The sequence below is a fragment of the Pseudomonas danubii genome, from assembly GCF_042980055.1.
Lineage (GTDB): Bacteria > Pseudomonadota > Gammaproteobacteria > Pseudomonadales > Pseudomonadaceae > Aquipseudomonas > Aquipseudomonas danubii.
Genome location: NZ_CP116502.1, coordinates 223,005 through 237,944 on the forward strand (window position 1 = coordinate 223,005; position 14,940 = coordinate 237,944).

17 protein-coding genes are annotated in these 14,940 nt (G+C 59.3%); 4 read left to right on the forward strand and 13 right to left on the reverse strand.

What is annotated here, in order from left to right; genetic code table 11:
• Nucleotides 1-47: 47 nt before the first annotated feature.
• From fkpB to murJ, 5 genes are all read right to left on the reverse strand, one after another.
• Nucleotides 48-500, reverse strand: a complete 453-nt coding sequence (fkpB, locus tag PFZ56_RS01115) for an FKBP-type peptidyl-prolyl cis-trans isomerase (protein ID WP_102865451.1) — start codon at nucleotides 498-500, stop codon at nucleotides 48-50.
• Nucleotides 493-1,005 carry a signal peptidase II gene (gene lspA, locus PFZ56_RS01120; RefSeq protein WP_110652081.1) on the reverse strand — a complete coding sequence of 171 codons (513 nt, stop codon included), beginning with the start codon at nucleotides 1,003-1,005 and terminating at the stop codon, nucleotides 493-495. Before lspA ends, fkpB begins: the two co-directional genes overlap by 8 nt.
• A complete protein-coding gene (gene ileS, locus PFZ56_RS01125) occupies nucleotides 998-3,829 on the reverse strand; it encodes an isoleucine--tRNA ligase (RefSeq protein WP_170002352.1) in 2,832 nt (943 codons plus the stop codon). The genes lspA and ileS overlap by 8 nt, the downstream gene beginning before the upstream one ends.
• Nucleotides 3,830-3,842: 13 nt before the next feature.
• A complete protein-coding gene (gene ribF, locus PFZ56_RS01130; RefSeq protein WP_162884093.1) occupies nucleotides 3,843-4,787 on the reverse strand; it encodes a bifunctional riboflavin kinase/FAD synthetase in 945 nt (314 codons plus the stop codon).
• Between the two features lie 129 nt (nucleotides 4,788-4,916).
• The gene (gene murJ / locus PFZ56_RS01135) at nucleotides 4,917-6,455 is read right to left on the reverse strand and encodes a murein biosynthesis integral membrane protein MurJ (protein ID WP_102882258.1); all 1,539 of its coding nucleotides are present in this window, start codon (nucleotides 6,453-6,455) and stop codon (nucleotides 4,917-4,919) included.
• A 251-nt stretch (nucleotides 6,456-6,706) separates the two neighbouring features.
• Between murJ and rpsT the strand changes: the two genes are divergently transcribed.
• A complete protein-coding gene (rpsT, locus tag PFZ56_RS01140) occupies nucleotides 6,707-6,985 on the forward strand; it encodes a 30S ribosomal protein S20 (RefSeq protein WP_016967023.1) in 279 nt (92 codons plus the stop codon).
• Nucleotides 6,986-7,096: 111 nt separating this feature from the next.
• Here the strand turns inward: rpsT and PFZ56_RS01145 are convergent, their stop codons facing one another.
• From PFZ56_RS01145 to rplU, 5 genes are all read right to left on the reverse strand, one after another.
• Nucleotides 7,097-7,558: a CreA family protein gene (locus PFZ56_RS01145; RefSeq protein ID WP_102882259.1), complete on the reverse strand. Its 462-nt coding sequence runs from the start codon at nucleotides 7,556-7,558 to the stop codon at nucleotides 7,097-7,099.
• Between the two features lie 19 nt (nucleotides 7,559-7,577).
• Nucleotides 7,578-8,696, reverse strand: a complete 1,119-nt coding sequence (gene proB, locus PFZ56_RS01150) for a glutamate 5-kinase (RefSeq protein ID WP_047289314.1) — start codon at nucleotides 8,694-8,696, stop codon at nucleotides 7,578-7,580.
• A gap of 183 nt (nucleotides 8,697-8,879) precedes the next feature.
• A complete protein-coding gene (gene cgtA / locus PFZ56_RS01155) occupies nucleotides 8,880-10,103 on the reverse strand; it encodes an Obg family GTPase CgtA (protein ID WP_110596205.1) in 1,224 nt (407 codons plus the stop codon).
• 194 nt (nucleotides 10,104-10,297) lie between these two features.
• Nucleotides 10,298-10,555, reverse strand: a complete 258-nt coding sequence (gene rpmA, locus PFZ56_RS01160) for a 50S ribosomal protein L27 (protein ID WP_003228360.1) — start codon at nucleotides 10,553-10,555, stop codon at nucleotides 10,298-10,300.
• A 35-nt stretch (nucleotides 10,556-10,590) separates the two neighbouring features.
• Nucleotides 10,591-10,902 (reverse strand): 50S ribosomal protein L21, encoded by a 312-nt coding sequence (rplU, locus tag PFZ56_RS01165; RefSeq protein WP_007924746.1) that lies wholly within the window; start codon nucleotides 10,900-10,902, stop codon nucleotides 10,591-10,593.
• Between the two features lie 263 nt (nucleotides 10,903-11,165).
• Here rplU and PFZ56_RS01170 point away from each other — a divergent pair, with 263 nt between their 5' ends.
• The 3 genes from PFZ56_RS01170 to PFZ56_RS01180 all read left to right on the forward strand — a co-directional run bounded on the left by PFZ56_RS01170 (nucleotide 11,166) and on the right by PFZ56_RS01180 (nucleotide 13,064).
• Nucleotides 11,166-12,134, forward strand: coding sequence for a polyprenyl synthetase family protein (locus PFZ56_RS01170; protein ID WP_016967027.1), 969 nt, complete (start codon nucleotides 11,166-11,168; stop codon nucleotides 12,132-12,134).
• Between the two features lie 114 nt (nucleotides 12,135-12,248).
• Nucleotides 12,249-12,590 (forward strand): zinc ribbon domain-containing protein YjdM, encoded by a 342-nt coding sequence (locus PFZ56_RS01175; protein ID WP_016967028.1) that lies wholly within the window; start codon nucleotides 12,249-12,251, stop codon nucleotides 12,588-12,590.
• A gap of 204 nt (nucleotides 12,591-12,794) precedes the next feature.
• On the forward strand, nucleotides 12,795-13,064 hold the full coding sequence (locus PFZ56_RS01180) for a hypothetical protein (protein WP_102865444.1): 270 nt from the start codon (nucleotides 12,795-12,797) through the stop codon (nucleotides 13,062-13,064).
• Nucleotides 13,065-13,153: 89 nt separating this feature from the next.
• Here PFZ56_RS01180 and PFZ56_RS01185 read toward each other — a convergent pair whose 3' ends face one another.
• From PFZ56_RS01185 to PFZ56_RS01195, 3 genes are all read right to left on the reverse strand, one after another.
• A complete protein-coding gene (locus PFZ56_RS01185) occupies nucleotides 13,154-13,771 on the reverse strand; it encodes an FKBP-type peptidyl-prolyl cis-trans isomerase (protein ID WP_044465159.1) in 618 nt (205 codons plus the stop codon).
• Between the two features lie 126 nt (nucleotides 13,772-13,897).
• Nucleotides 13,898-14,203 carry a DUF6482 family protein gene (locus PFZ56_RS01190; protein ID WP_102882261.1) on the reverse strand — a complete coding sequence of 102 codons (306 nt, stop codon included), beginning with the start codon at nucleotides 14,201-14,203 and terminating at the stop codon, nucleotides 13,898-13,900.
• Between the two features lie 133 nt (nucleotides 14,204-14,336).
• Complete coding sequence (locus PFZ56_RS01195) at nucleotides 14,337-14,825, reverse strand: TIGR00645 family protein (RefSeq protein WP_102882262.1); 489 nt, start codon at nucleotides 14,823-14,825, stop codon at nucleotides 14,337-14,339.
• Nucleotides 14,826-14,940 lie beyond the last annotated feature (115 nt).

The following is a 14,940-nucleotide window of genomic DNA, read 5'->3' on the forward strand; positions in this document are numbered from 1 at the left end:
AGCAAACCAGCCCCTACAGAATAGGGCACGGCATGCCGGCGATGCTGTTAAAGCGCTTTGACGTCGATGATTTCCACGTCGAAGGTCAAGGTCTTGCCGGCCAGCGGGTGGTTGAAGTCGACGGTGACTTGAGCATCATCGAAGGCTTTGACCACACCCGGCAGCTCAGTATTGGCCGCGTCATTGAAGATCACCAGCAAACCTTCCGACAACTCCATGTCCTGGAACTGCGAACGCGGGATGACCTGCACGTTCTGCGGGTTCGGCTGGCCAAAGGCGTTTTCCGGCTCAATCGTCAGGCTACGCTTGTCACCGGCCTTGAAGCCGAACAGCGCGGCCTCGAACCCGGGGAGCAGGTTGCCGTCACCGACCTTGAAGGTCGCCGGGGCCTTGTCGAAAGTGCTATCTACGGTATCGCCGTTCTCCAGGCGCAATGCGAAGTGCAAAGTGACTTCCGTGTTCTGACCGATGCGTTGCTCAGTCAATACCTGTTCAGTCATGAACGGCTTCTCCGGTTTTCTTGCTCTTGAACATATCCAGGGCCAGCATCACCGCGCCAACGGTGATAGCACTGTCGGCGAAGTTGAATGCCGGGAAGTACCAGCGGTTCTGCCAGTGCACCAGGATGAAATCGATCACATGGCCCAGGGCAATGCGGTCATACAGGTTGCCCAAGGCACCGCCCAGTACCAGGGCCAGAGCGATGGCCAGCCAAGTTTCGTTACGCCCCAGGCGCTTGAGCCAGACCACCAGCACGGCGCTGACCACAATCGCGATCAGGGCGAACAGCCAGCGCTGCCAGCCAGAGCTGTCCGCGAGGAAGCTGAAGGCTGCGCCGGTGTTATAAGCCAGGGTCCAACTGAAGTACTCGGGGATCACTACGATCTGCTGGTACATGGTCAGCGAGCTTTCAAAGTGCATCTTGCTGGCCTGGTCGATGACCAGGACCAGCAAGCTCAACCACAGCCAGCCCAGACGGCCGAAACGGCCTGCGGCGTTAGGCATAGTGACGAACCTCGCCCGCGCCGCTGATGTTATCCACACAACGACCGCAGATTTCCGGGTGCTCAGGGTTCACGCCGACGTCTTCACGGCAGTGCCAGCAGCGGGCGCACTTAGGGAAGGCCGACTTGACGACTTTGAGCTTGAGGCCCGGTACTTCGGTAGCCACGGCATCCGCTGGCGCCTGGGCAAACGGTGCCAGGCTGGCGGTCGAGGTGATCAGCACGAAACGCAGTTCGTTGCTCAGCTTGGCCAGGTCGGCGCTCAGGCCGTCCTCGGCAAACAGGGTGACTTCGGCTTGCAGGTTGCCACCGACGGCCTTGGCCGCACGCTGAACTTCCAGCTCCTTGTTCACTGCAACCTTGACCGCCATCACGCCCTCCCAGTACTCGCGGCCCAGTTCGAAGTCAGCGGGCAATTCGCTCAGGCCTTCGTACCAGGTGTTGAGCATCACGGATTCGTTACGCTCGCCCGGCAGGTATTCCCACAGTTCATCAGCGGTGAAGGCCAGGATCGGCGCGATCCAGCGCACCAACGCTTCAGAGATGTGGTACAGCGCGGTCTGCGCCGAACGACGTGCCTTGCTGTTGGCGCCGGTGGTGTACTGGCGATCCTTGATGATGTCGAGGTAGAAACCACCCAACTCCTGCACGCAGAAGTTGTGGATCTTCGAGTACACGTTCCAGAAGCGGTATTCGCCGTAGTGTTCCTGCAACTCGCGCTGCAGCAACAGGGTACGGTCCACGGCCCAACGATCCAGGGCGAGCATGTCCTCGGCCGGCAGGATGTCGGTGGCCGGGTTGAAACCGCTCAGGTTCGACAGCAGGAAGCGTGCAGTATTGCGGATACGGCGGTAGGCATCGGCACTGCGGGCCAGGATCTGGTCCGACACGGCGATTTCGCCCGAGTAATCGGTCGACGCTACCCACAGACGCATGATGTCGGCACCCAAGGTGTCGTTGATCTTCTTCGGCTCGATCACGTTCTTCAGCGACTTGGACATCTTGCGGCCCGTCTCGTCGACGGTGAAACCGTGGGTCAGCAGTTCGCGGTACGGCGCGTGGTTGTCGATGGCGCAACCGGTCAGCAACGACGAGTGGAACCAGCCACGGTGTTGGTCCGAGCCTTCCAGGTACAGGTCGGCACGTGGGCCGTTCACGTGGCCCATTGGGTGCGAACCACGCAGTACGTGCCAGTGAGTGGTGCCGGAGTCGAACCACACGTCGAGGGTGTCGCTGATCTTGTCGTACAGCGGCGCTTCGTCGCCCAGCAGCTCGGCGGCGTCCAGCTTGAACCAGGCCTCGATGCCTTCCTGCTCAACACGCTGCGCCACTTCTTCCATCAGCTCGACGGTGCGTGGGTGCAGTTCGCCGCTTTCCTTGTTCAGGAAGAACGGGATCGGCACGCCCCAGTTGCGCTGGCGGGAGATGCACCAGTCCGGACGGTTGGCGATCATCGAATGCAGGCGCGCCTGGCCCCAGGCGGGGACGAACTTGGTGTCTTCGATCGCTTTGAGCGAGCGCGCACGCAGGGTGTCACCGCTGACCGGCTCTTTGTCCATGCCGATGAACCATTGCGCGGTGGCACGGTAGATCAACGGGCTCTTGTGGCGCCAGCAGTGCATGTAGCTGTGGCTGATGACTTCGGTGTGCAGCAACGCACCCACTTCACTCAGCTTATCGACAATGAGCGGATTGGCCTTCCAGATGAACTGGCCGCCGAAGAACTCCAGCGATGGCGCGTAGACGCCGTTGCTCTGTACCGGGTTGAGGATGTCGTCGTTGACCATGCCGTAGCGCTTGCAGGTCACGAAGTCGTCTTCACCGTAGGCCGGGGCCGAGTGAACCACGCCAGTGCCAGCCCCCAGTTCCACGTACTCGGCCAGGTACACCGGCGACAGACGATCGTAGAACGGATGACGGAAATTGATCAGTTCCAGGGCAGAACCCGGGGCGGTAGCGATCACCGAACCTTCCAGGTTGTAGCGAGCCAGGCAGGACTCAACCAGCTCTTCGGCCAGCACCAGCAGGCGCTCGCCGGCATCCACCAGGGCGTAGTTGAACTCCGGATGGACGTTCAGCGCCTGGTTGGCCGGGATGGTCCACGGGGTGGTGGTCCAGATCACGATAGCCGCGGGCTTGGCCAGTTTGGCCAGGCCGAAGGCGGTGGCCAACTTGTCTTCATCGGCGACCGGGAAGGCCACGTCGATGGTCGAGGACTTCTTGTCTTCGTACTCGACTTCCGCTTCGGCCAGGGCCGAACCGCAGTCGAAGCACCAGTTCACAGGCTTGAGGCCCTTGAACACGAAGCCGCCTTTGACGATTTCGGCCAAGGCGCGGATTTCTCCGGCCTCGTTCTTGAAGTTCATGGTCTTGTACGGGTTGTCCCATTCGCCCAGAACGCCCAGACGGATGAATTCGGACTTCTGCCCTTCGATCTGCTCGGTGGCGTAGGCGCGGCACAGTTCGCGGGTTTTATCTGCGCCCAGGTTCTTGCCGTAGGTCACTTCGACTTTGTGCTCAATCGGCAGGCCGTGGCAGTCCCAGCCCGGAACATAAGGTGCGTCGAACCCCGACAGGGTTTTCGAGCGCAGGATCATGTCCTTGAGAATTTTGTTCAGTGCATGACCGATGTGAATAGTGCCGTTGGCATAAGGAGGACCGTCGTGCAGAACGAACTTCGGACGATCCTTGCCAATCTCGCGCAACTTTCCGTACAGGCCAATGCTGTCCCAACGCTGCAGAATCTGTGGTTCGCGCTGAGGCAGGCCGGCCTTCATTGGGAAGGCGGTGTCCGGAAGGTTTAACGTGGCTTTATAGTCGGTCATTTAAGGCTCTTCATTAGCGATTGGCGCTATGGATACGTGCCACTTGGGCACGGGCGGCGGCAACATCCGCATTGATCGCCGTCTTCAACGCCTCCAGGGAGGCGAAACGCTGCTCTTCACGCAGCTTGTGGTGGAAAACCACCGTCAAACGCCGGTCATACAGATCGCCGGCAAAATCTAAAAGATGAACTTCCAGGTGGGCCTTGCCATCACCTGCGACTGTGGGCCGGACGCCGATATTGGCGACCCCCGGCCAGGTCTTGCCGGCAATGTCGACACTCACCAGGTAAACCCCGGAAAGCGGCACACGCCGGCGCTTCAATTGCACGTTGGCAGTGGGCGTACCCAACTGGCGCGCCAGTTTCTGCCCGTGCAGCACCCGCCCGGCAATCCGGTACGGCCGACCAAGCAGACGCTCGGCCAGTTCAAAATCTGCTGCGGCCAAGGCATTACGGACCTGGGTGCTGCTCACACGCAAACCATCCAGTTCTACGGTCTGCGCCGCTTCGACGGTAAAGCCGTGGTTGGCGCCAGCCTGCTGCAAAAACTCGAAATCGCCGACCCGGTCGCAACCAAAACGGAAATCGTCGCCGACTTCCAGATGCTGCACGCCCAGGCCATCCACCAGGATCCGCTCGACAAATTCATTGGCGCTGAGTTTGCTCAGGCGCTGGTTGAACGCCAGGCACAACACCCGATCGACACCGGCCTGGGCCAGCAGTTGCAGCTTGTCACGCAGGCGGGCCAGGCGCGCCGGCGCCGTCTCGGGGGCAAAGAATTCCCGTGGCTGGGGCTCGAAAATCACCACACAGCTGGGCACGCCCAACTCGAGCGCACGCTCACGCAGCCGGCCCAGGATGGCCTGGTGACCACGGTGAACACCGTCAAAGTTGCCAATAGTGGCGACGCAGCCCCGATGCTGGGGGCGCAGATTGTGGAGGCCTCGAACCAGCTGCATAACGCGCTTCTTGCTCATAAAGTGGTCGATTATAACCACACCCGACGGCCGACGACAGGCAGCACCGTCACCCAAATTGATCGAACCGACAAAACCGGTAGTTGCCTCGCACCAACGACTAAACAGCCGTCAGTTCAAGGCCTTGCGATTGAAGTCGCGCAAACGGAAGCCCAGCAGGGCCAACATGCCGAAATACGCCACCACCCCAGCCACCACCAGCACGCCCAAGCGCAGGAAACGCTGGAGCATGTGCCCCTGGTCCCAGGCCGGCATAAAGTGCAGCAGCCCCAGCAATACCGCCGACATCACCGTCACAGCCACGATCAGCTTCAAGGCAAACAGCCCCCAGCCCGGCTGCGGCTGAAACATCTGCTGCTTGCGCAACTGGTAGAACAACAGCCCAGCGTTGATACAGGCCCCAGCGCTGATGGCCAAAGCCAGGCCTGCGTGCTTCAAGGGACCGATAAAGGCCAGGTTGAGCAGTTGGGTGACGATCAGCGTGAAGATGGCGATCTTCACCGGTGTGCGTATGTTCTGCTGTGCGTAGAAACCCGGCGCCAGCACCTTGATCACGATGATCCCCAGCAAGCCCACGGCGTAAGCCACCAATGCACGCTGAGTCATAGAGGCGTCAAAAGCGCTGAACTCACCGTACTGGAACAGCGACACCGTCAACGGCTCAGCAAGTATCCCCAGCGCCAGGGAACATGGCAGCACCAGAATGAAGCACAGACGCAGCCCCCAATCGAGAATCCGCGAGTACTCATGGCGATCCTTGTTGGCGTAGGTCTTGGCCAGGGTCGGTAGCAAAATAGTGCCCAGGGCCACGCCCAGCACACCGGAAGGCAGCTCCATAAGCCGGTCGGCGTAATACATCCAGGACACAGAGCCCGCGACCAGGAAGGAAGCAAAGATGGTGTTGATGATCAGCGAGATCTGACTGACGGACACCCCGAGGATCGCCGGCAGCATCTGCTTCATCACCCGCCAGACACCGGTGTCACGCACATTCAGTCGAGGCAGCACCAACATGCCGATCTTCTTCAAATGCGGCAGCTGATAGAGCAATTGCGCCAAGCCCCCTGCCAGCACTGCCCAGCCCAGGGCCATCACTGGAGGATCGAAGTAGGGCGTAAGGAACAGCGCGAAGATGATCATGCTGACGTTGAGCAGAGTCGGCACGAACGCCGGCACCGAGAAGCGGTTCCAGGTATTGAGAATGGCCCCGGCCAGGGAGGACAGCGAGATCAGCAATATATAAGGAAAGGTCACCCGGAGCAGATCGGAAGTCAGGGCGAATTTTTCCGGGGAGTCGACAAAACCCGGTGCCGTAGCCCAGATCACCCAGGGTGCAGCGATGATCCCCAGGGCAGTGACCAGGGCCAGAACCAGGGTCAGCAAGCCCGAGACATAGGCAATGAAGGTCCGAGTCGCCTCCTCCCCCTGCTGACTCTTGTACTCCGCCAGAATCGGCACGAAGGCTTGAGAGAAGGCTCCCTCGGCAAAGATTCGCCGCAACAGGTTGGGCAACTTGAAGGCAATGAAGAAGGCATCCGTAGCCATCCCGGCGCCGAACGTGCGCGCGATGATGGTATCGCGGACAAACCCCAGTACCCGGGAAAGCATCGTGATAGAGCTGACCGCGGCCAATGACTTGAGCAGGTTCATGAAAAGGTTGTTTGCCTGTAGATAAACAGCAGGCGAAAAGACGCCCACTTATGCGATACTCCGCGCCGCAACAGCACAGAGCCAAAGCTCGCGAGTTTACAGGTCAAGCGCCGGAAATAAATATCCCGCCTCTTCAGATCGACCACTCAGCGGAACGCATCAGCTGCCCTTGACAAGACTTCAACTCATCGGCATGATTCGCGGCCTATTTTGTTTGCTATTTCCCAAAAAGTCTTTCGAGGAGCTCGACGGTGGCCAACACACCTTCCGCCAAAAAACGTGCAAAACAGGCTGAGAAGCGTCGCAGCCACAACGCCAGCCTGCGTTCCATGGTTCGTACCTACATCAAGAACGTAGTTAAGGCCATCGACGCCAAAGACGCTGCTAAAGCGCAAGCCGCTTATGTTCTGGCCGTGCCAGTTATCGACCGCATGGCCGATAAAGGCATCATCCACAAGAACAAAGCTGCTCGTCATAAAGGTCGTCTGAATGGCCACATCAAGGCTCTGAACCTTGCTGCTGCAGCCTAAGCGACACGCTTGTTAAAAAACCGACCCAAGGGTCGGTTTTTTATTGCCTGCAATTTACCCGCCCGCAACAAGCCAGCCCCATCAGGGGCCGGCCCGGCAATTCTCAACAGGTCATTGATGAGGCCAAGGCAGAATAGGGATCGCCGTTACCGCATTCTGCGGACTACCCTCGATCACACGATCGCTATAGACCAGATACACCAGGGTGTTGCGCTTCTTGTCGAGGAAGCGCACCACCTGCATGGTCTTGAACACTAGCGAGGTGCGCTCCTTGAAGACCTCGTCACCATCCTTGAGCTCGCCCTTGAAGGCGATCGGCCCCACCTGGCGACAGGCAATGGACGCCTCGGCACGATCCTCAGCCAAACCCAAGCCACCCTTGAGACCACCTGTCTTGGCTCGCGACAGATAACAAGTCACGCCATCCACCTTGGGATCATCAAAGGCCTCGACCACGATCCGGTCGTTAGGCCCGACAAATTTGAACACCGTGGACACCTGGCCAATCTCCTCGGCCGACACCATGAACGGCATCGCCAAGAGCAGCCCCAACAATCCTTTTGCTACGCGCATTCGCTTTTCCTTAGGTCACTTACACCAGAATCAGGTTATCGCGGTGAACCAATTCCGGCTCAGCCATGTAACCCAGGACACCGACAATCGCATCAGAGGGCTGACCGATGATTTTCTGCGCCTCAAGGGCACTGTAGTTGGCCAGGCCGCGGGCAATTTCACGCCCATCAGGCGCCACGCACACCACCATTTCACCGCGACGGAAACCACCCTGGACCTGCTTGACCCCCACTGGCAACAGACTCTTGTTGCCCTGAGACAGGGCCGATACAGCACCCTCATCCAGCACCAGGGTACCGCGGGTTTGCAGATGTCCAGCAAGCCACTGCTTGCGTGCCGCCAACATGCCACGCTCCGGCGACAGCAAGGTACCAATGCGCTCCCCCGCCTTCAGGCGATCCAGCACCCGCTCCAAACGCCCACCAACAATGATGGTATGCGCACCGGAGCGCGCCGCCAGGCGCGCCGCTCGCAACTTGGTCTGCATACCACCACGCCCCAACGCCCCGCCAGTACCGCCAGCCACGGCATCCAGCGCCGGATCATCGGCCCGCGCCTCGTAAATCAACTGCGCATCGGGATTGTTGCGCGGATCAGCATCGAACATGCCATCGCGATCAGTGAGGATAACCAGCAGGTCAGCCTCCACTAGATTGGCCACCAGCGCCGCCAGGGTGTCGTTATCGCCGAAGCGGATTTCATCGGTCACCACGGTGTCGTTTTCATTGATCACCGGAATCACCTTGAGCTCCACCAGTGCCCGCAAAGTACTGCGAGCATTGAGGTAACGCTTACGGTCCGACAGATCGTCGTGAGTCAGGAGAATCTGCGCCGTATGCCGGCCATGCTCAGCAAAGCTCGACTCCCAGGCCTGCACCAAGCCCATCTGGCCAATGGCCGCAGCCGCCTGCAGCTCATGCATCGCACTCGGTCGTGCGGTCCAGCCAAGGCGACTCATTCCGGCCGCCACAGCACCCGAAGAGACCAGTACCAATTCAACCCCCGCCTCATGCAAGGCCACCATCTGCTCGACCCACACGCCCATTGCCGCGCGATCCAGTCCCTTGCCGTCCGCCGTCAGCAGTGCACTGCCGATCTTCACGACCCAGCGCTGCGCACCCGTCACCTTGCTCCGCATCTTATTCAACCTTTGCCAGCGAGCAGCGCGACCGAGCGCCACTCATGGGGTTATTCGTATTTAAGCCTTGCAGATACCAAAACGCCGCTCGAATGAGCGGCGCCTTGAGAGCTGGCTGGCAGCGATGATAACACCGCGCCCGCCCAGATAAACCGTGTTCGCGGGCAAGCCCGCACCACAGGATCAGTCGCGGACGTAGATGATTTCCGGGCCGTCCTCGTCATCCACATCCTCTTCATCCCAGTCATCGTCGCCAATGTCATGGACACTCTTGACGCCGCTACGGCGCAAGGCACGCTGATCGTCCAGCGCCTGCAACTGGGCACGCGCCTCATCTTCGATGCGCTGATCCAGCTCGGCCAGCTCATCGGCATAGGCCGGGTCGGCCGCCAGGCGATCGGCACGATCTTCCAGATAACGCATGATGTCGCGACTCAGACGCTCGGTACCATCCTTGGAGATGGCCGAGATCACGTACACCGGACCAGTCCACTCCAGGCGATCAACGATCTCCTTGACGCGCTCCTCACGCTCCTCCTCAAGAATCTGATCGCTCTTGTTCAGCACCAGCCAGCGCTCACGCTCAGCCAGGGACGGACTGAACTTGACCAACTCGTTGACAATCACTTCTGCGGCATCCGCCGGATTGGTTTCATCCAGCGGAGCCATGTCCACCAGATGCAGCAGGATGCGCGTACGCGCCAAGTGCTTGAGGAAGCGAATCCCCAGGCCAGCGCCATCGGAAGCCCCTTCGATCAAACCTGGAATATCGGCGATTACGAAGCTCTTCCAGCGGTCAACACTGACCACGCCCAGGTTGGGCACCAGCGTGGTGAAGGGGTAGTCAGCCACTTTCGGCTTGGCGGCGGAAACCGAGCGAATGAAGGTACTTTTACCGGCATTCGGCAAACCCAGGAGGCCGACGTCCGCCAACACCTTCAATTCCAGCTTGAGATCACGCTGCTCACCCGGCTTGCCCGGAGTGGTCTGTCGCGGCGCACGGTTGGTACTGGACTTGAACCGGGTGTTACCCAGGCCGTGCCAGCCACCCTGCACCACCATCAGGCGCTGACCAGCCTTGGTCAGGTCGCCGATGACTTCCTGAGTACCGGCATCAATGATGGTGGTACCGACCGGAACCCGCAGCTCCAGATCCTCGCCTTTCTTGCCGGTGCAGTCGGTGCTGCCACCATTGGAGCCGCGCTCAGCATCGAAGTGCCGGGTATAACGGTAGTCCACCAAGGTGTTGAGGTTTTCGTCAGCGACCATGTAGATCGAGCCACCATCACCACCATCACCGCCGTTGGGACCACCGTTCTCGATGAATTTTTCCCGACGGAAACTCATGCAGCCATTGCCGCCGTCGCCAGCTTTTACTCGAATCGAAACTTCATCAACAAACTTCATGATCAAACGCCTCTCACCGCACGGGCGAGCTGAAGAAACCAAGACATAAGACTCTTGCAAAAATGAGCGCAGCGACCTCAATCAACGACCGAAACATCCAACGCTGCCAGCTCGTACAAACAGTTTTGCAAGAGACTCATCCCACAAACGAAAAAGCCCCGTCGCGAGACAGGGCTTTTCCAGCGATCGCGCAATTAAGCCGCGACGACGCTCACGTAACGACGACCGAAGGCGCCTTTTACTTCAAACTTGATCACGCCTTCGATTTTCGCGAACAGGGTGTGATCTTTACCCATGCCAACGCCGTAGCCAGCGTGGAATTGGGTGCCGCGCTGACGCACGATGATGTTGCCGGCCTTGATGACCTGGCCGCCATACATCTTCACGCCAAGGCGTTTGGCTTCTGAGTCGCGACCGTTACGGGTACTACCACCAGCTTTTTTGTGTGCCATGAGTTCAATTCTCCTAGTGAGGAATTAGGCTGAAATTAAGCCTGAATACCGGTGATTTTGATCTCGGTGAACCACTGGCGGTGGCCCATACGCTTCATGTGGTGCTTACGGCGACGGAACTTGATGATGCGGACTTTATCGTGACGACCTTGGGAGATCACTTCAGCCTTGACGGTTGCGCCAGCAACAACAGGTGCGCCGATGTTCACGTCGTCGCCATTGGCAACCAACAGAACGCGGTCAAAAGTCACGGACTCGCCAGTGGCGATTTCCAGTTTTTCGATCTTCAGGTATTCACCTTCAGCGACCTTGTATTGCTTACCGCCGGTAACGATTACTGCGTACATGGTATTTCTCCGATAATCCTGCTCACCCAGCTCTTTATAAGAAGAGGTATTGGCTGGCATGGCTGCATGGGGCTGGAACGGCCCAAGTGCAATTGCGTAAGGCAGGTGCTGCCCAGGAAGTTCAGGGTGCGCGATTGTACGCAAGGCACAATAGCGATGCAAGTGCCGTTCAGGCGGCGCGGAGTCCTGCCCGGAGCGCGCCTTGACACCTGCGGACGCGGGTCCTAGCATGCCGCGCAACCCTTCTGGAGCACCTGTCGCTGATGCAACCCCAAGCTTTCTACCGCGCGGTGGCGGACGATTTTAGCGCCGTCGACGGCATCATCAAGAAACAGCTGACTTCCCGAGTGCCGCTGGTTTCAAAAATCGGCGACTACATCACTTCGGCCGGAGGCAAGCGCCTGCGTCCTTTATTAGTGCTGCTGTGTGGCAAGGCGCTGGGGCGCGAAGGCGACGATTTGCGCCTGCTGGCCGCCACCATCGAGTTCCTGCACACCGCCACCCTGCTGCATGACGACGTGGTCGACATGTCCGGCATGCGCCGTGGCCGTTCGACCGCCAACGCTATGTGGGGCAATGCGCCCAGCGTACTGGTGGGAGACTTCCTGTACTCCCGTTCGTTCGAAATGATGGTTGAACTGGGCTCGATGCCGGTCATGCGCATCCTGTCCCAGGCCACGCGGATCATCGCCGAAGGCGAAGTCCTGCAACTGTCCAAGGTGCGCGACGCCAGTACCACCGAAGAAACCTATATGGAAGTCATCCGCGGCAAGACCGCGATGCTCTTCGAAGCCTCGACCCACAGCGCAGCCGCCCTGGCCGGCGCCACACCGGAACAGGCCGAAGCCCTGCGCACCTTCGGCGATCACCTGGGCGTGGCCTTCCAACTGGTGGACGACCTGCTGGACTACCGTGGCGACGCCGAAACCCTGGGCAAGAACGTGGGTGACGACCTCGCGGAAGGCAAACCCACCCTGCCGCTGATCTACACCATGCGCGAAGGCACCCCAGAGCAGGCAGCCCTGGTTCGCCAGGCCATCCAGAAAGGCGGTATCGAAGACCTGGAAAGCATCCGCGCCGCCGTTGAGGCTTCGGGCTCCCTGGACTACACCGCGCAATTGGCCCGCGACTACGTGGCTCGCGCCATTACCTGCCTGGAAGCCCTGCCACCCAGCGAATACCGCGACGCTCTGGTGGAGTTGAGCGAATTCGCCGTCGCTCGCACCCACTAAACCGCACCGGCTCCTGCTGATCGGCAGGAGCCGGCGCAACTCCCCAGCGCCCCCTCCCCGAAAAAACCCTATACAATGTGCGCTTTTTAGCCATCCTGACTTTGAGGAGCTTAAGTGAGCACTTTGCCACCCTGCCCAAAATGCAATTCCGAATACACCTACGAGGACGGCACCCAGCTGATCTGCCCCGAGTGCGCCCACGAGTGGTCCGCCAGCGGCGAAGCCGAAGCCGCATCCGATGAAGCCGTGAAGAAAGATTCGGTGGGCAACGTGCTGCAAGACGGCGACACCATCACCGTGATCAAGGACCTCAAGGTCAAGGGCACCTCCCTGGTGGTCAAGGTCGGCACCAAGGTCAAGAACATCCGCCTGTGCGATGGCGACCACGACATCGACTGCAAGATCGACGGCATCGGCCCGATGAAGCTCAAATCCGAGTTCGTCCGCAAGGTCTGACGCCTGCACCCTCTCGCGCCTGCCGCGAGAGGGTATCCCGCCTATCCCCCCGCCCTGCTTGATCCACACACCTGCTAGCGAAAAGCCAGCCGATTTGATCGAAAACAATTTCCACACAGAAAAAAGCAGAAACCGCCAATAGGTACTTGCTATTCATTGAATAAGAATTATTCTCATTGAACCCCATTCAAGGAGATGACACCCATGACTTATTTGATTGATGCCTGGCTGGACCGCCCACACCCTTACCTGCGCATCCTGCATCGGGAAACCGGGGAAGTCTGTGCTGTGCTGGAAGAGGAAGCCCTGAGCGAGCTGCAGGACCAGGGAGATCTGGACCTGATCGGCTTGAGCTCCAGCGAACCGCTGGTTCTCAAGGAATTGGTGCGCAACCTGTTTTTGTTCTGCTACGCCAGAGCCTTGCGGCCAACCGGCGCCGATGGCCACAGCCTGGGCGCAAAAATTCGTCTATGAAACCAAAACCGCGAAAGGGGCAAGTTGGCCGAGGATGAACTGACCGCGCGTGCGCGGCCGTCATCGCCAGCCATCTGGCCCCTACCGGGTTACAGAACGTCCAGCAGCTCGACGTCGAACACCAGAACGCTGTGCGGCGGGATGCTGCCCACGCCTTGTGCGCCGTAAGCCAGCTCGCTCGGCACGTACAGACGCCATTTGCTACCGGCGTTCATCAATTGCAGCGCTTCGGTCCAGCCGGCAATCACGCCGCCTACCGGGAACTCAGCAGGTTGGCCACGCTCGTAGGAGCTGTCGAACACAGTGCCGTCGATCAGGGTGCCGTGGTAGTGAGTACGCACGCTGTCTTCACGGGATGGCTTGGCGCCGTCACCCTGGGTCAGCACTTCGAATTGCAGACCGGAAGCCAGAGTGGTGATGCCTTCACGCTTGGCGTTTTCCGCCAGGAAAGCCAGACCGGCACCCGCAGCAGCTTCGGCTTTAGCAGCGGCTTCAGCTTGCATGATTTCGCGGATGACCTTGAAGCTCGCGGACATTTCTTCCTGACCCACACGGCTTGGCTTACCGGCGAAAGCGTCGGTCAGACCCGCCAGGATCGCGTCCAGGCTAACGCCCGGTGGAGGGTTGTCGCGCAGTTGGTCGCCCAACTGACGGCCAATGCCGTAGCTAACGCGGGTTTCGTCGGTGGACAGATTTACTTCGGACATGACACTGCTCCGCTGTGCGGACGGCTCGGAAAGGCCGCAGGAACACAGCGCCTCCCGGAGCGCCCGGAATCAAAAGGGCGAGCAGACTAGCACAGAAGCCCGGCACGGATCATCGCCGTGCAGGCCTCAGCCACCCGAGTGCAAAGTGATGGGCACTTTCAAGCTTTCCTCGACACCCGCGGACAAGCCGCACATCTCGTCATGCACTGACGTGTGAATCAGATTGAACGGCAACTTGGGAAAGGACTGCAGGACCTCGCGAGCATGCTCCACGGAGCGCAGATGAAACATCTGGCCCTGGGCATCGCTCAGTGGATAAGCCGCCCCGTGCATGCGCGCCTCAAGCAGATAGATTCCGCCCTCCAGGGAGATCAGATTCAATTCGTCGACTTTTCCGGCAATGGCGTAGGCATTCATTTCTTGCAGATTCATGAGAGCACCTCGTGCTTTTACAGCCCTGACAGCTACAGGCATATGCCCCAGCCAGGAAAAGCACAAGCCACAAACAACGCCGCCCGTCCGTTTCGCAACGGCCGGGCGGCATTCATTCACGCAGCGAAACCTGTCAGTGCTTGGTCAGCTTGTCCAGGTAACCCATGGCAAACGCCGAAATCACGAACGTCATGTGAATCACCACGTACCACAACAGGTACTCGGTAGGGATGTTCTTGGCATCCATGAACACTCGCAGCAGGTGGATCGACGAAATCGCTACGATGGACGCGGCCACTTTCATCTTCAACGACGAAGAATCCATCTTGCCCAACCAGCTGAGCTTCTCCTTGTCTTCGTCGATGTCCAGTTGCGACACGAAGTTCTCATAACCGGAGATCATCACCATCACCAGCAGGCCACCTACCAGCGCCATGTCGATCAACGACAACAGCACCAGGATCAGGTCGGACTCGGCCATGGAAAACACATTGGGAATGACGTGGAAGACTTCCTGGAAGAACTTCAATGCCAGTGCCAGCAAGCCCAGAGACAAACCGAAGTAGATCGGCGCCAGCAGCCAGCGTGAGGCATACATTGCATTCTCGATAAAACGTTCCATTGAATCTCGCACCCGGTGTAAAAACGGCGGCGAGTATATCAGCGCCCGAAACCCCCATAAACCACAGACAATCACCTGATCCACGGGTTTTTCCGGGCGTATTTTCTGCTAGTGT

Excerpts from the sequence above, each read along its gene's own strand:
- fkpB (WP_102865451.1), bottom strand. The coding sequence starts at position 500 with ATGACTGAACAGGTATTGACTGAGCAACGCATCGGTCAGAACACGGAA.
- lspA (WP_110652081.1), bottom strand. The coding sequence starts at position 1,005 with ATGCCTAACGCCGCAGGCCGTTTCGGCCGTCTGGGCTGGCTGTGGTTG.
- ileS (WP_170002352.1), bottom strand. The coding sequence starts at position 3,829 with ATGACCGACTATAAAGCCACGTTAAACCTTCCGGACACCGCCTTCCCA.
- ribF (WP_162884093.1), bottom strand. The coding sequence starts at position 4,787 with ATGCAGCTGGTTCGAGGCCTCCACAATCTGCGCCCCCAGCATCGGGGC.
- murJ (WP_102882258.1), bottom strand. The coding sequence starts at position 6,455 with ATGAACCTGCTCAAGTCATTGGCCGCGGTCAGCTCTATCACGATGCTT.
- PFZ56_RS01145 (WP_102882259.1), bottom strand. The coding sequence starts at position 7,558 with ATGCGCGTAGCAAAAGGATTGTTGGGGCTGCTCTTGGCGATGCCGTTC.
- proB (WP_047289314.1), bottom strand. The coding sequence starts at position 8,696 with ATGCGGAGCAAGGTGACGGGTGCGCAGCGCTGGGTCGTGAAGATCGGC.
- cgtA (WP_110596205.1), bottom strand. The coding sequence starts at position 10,103 with ATGAAGTTTGTTGATGAAGTTTCGATTCGAGTAAAAGCTGGCGACGGC.
- rpmA (WP_003228360.1), bottom strand. The coding sequence starts at position 10,555 with ATGGCACACAAAAAAGCTGGTGGTAGTACCCGTAACGGTCGCGACTCA.
- rplU (WP_007924746.1), bottom strand. The coding sequence starts at position 10,902 with ATGTACGCAGTAATCGTTACCGGCGGTAAGCAATACAAGGTCGCTGAA.
- PFZ56_RS01170 (WP_016967027.1), top strand. The coding sequence starts at position 11,166 with ATGCAACCCCAAGCTTTCTACCGCGCGGTGGCGGACGATTTTAGCGCC.
- PFZ56_RS01180 (WP_102865444.1), top strand. The coding sequence starts at position 12,795 with ATGACTTATTTGATTGATGCCTGGCTGGACCGCCCACACCCTTACCTG.
- PFZ56_RS01185 (WP_044465159.1), bottom strand. The coding sequence starts at position 13,771 with ATGTCCGAAGTAAATCTGTCCACCGACGAAACCCGCGTTAGCTACGGC.
- PFZ56_RS01190 (WP_102882261.1), bottom strand. The coding sequence starts at position 14,203 with ATGAATCTGCAAGAAATGAATGCCTACGCCATTGCCGGAAAAGTCGAC.
- PFZ56_RS01195 (WP_102882262.1), bottom strand. The coding sequence starts at position 14,825 with ATGGAACGTTTTATCGAGAATGCAATGTATGCCTCACGCTGGCTGCTG.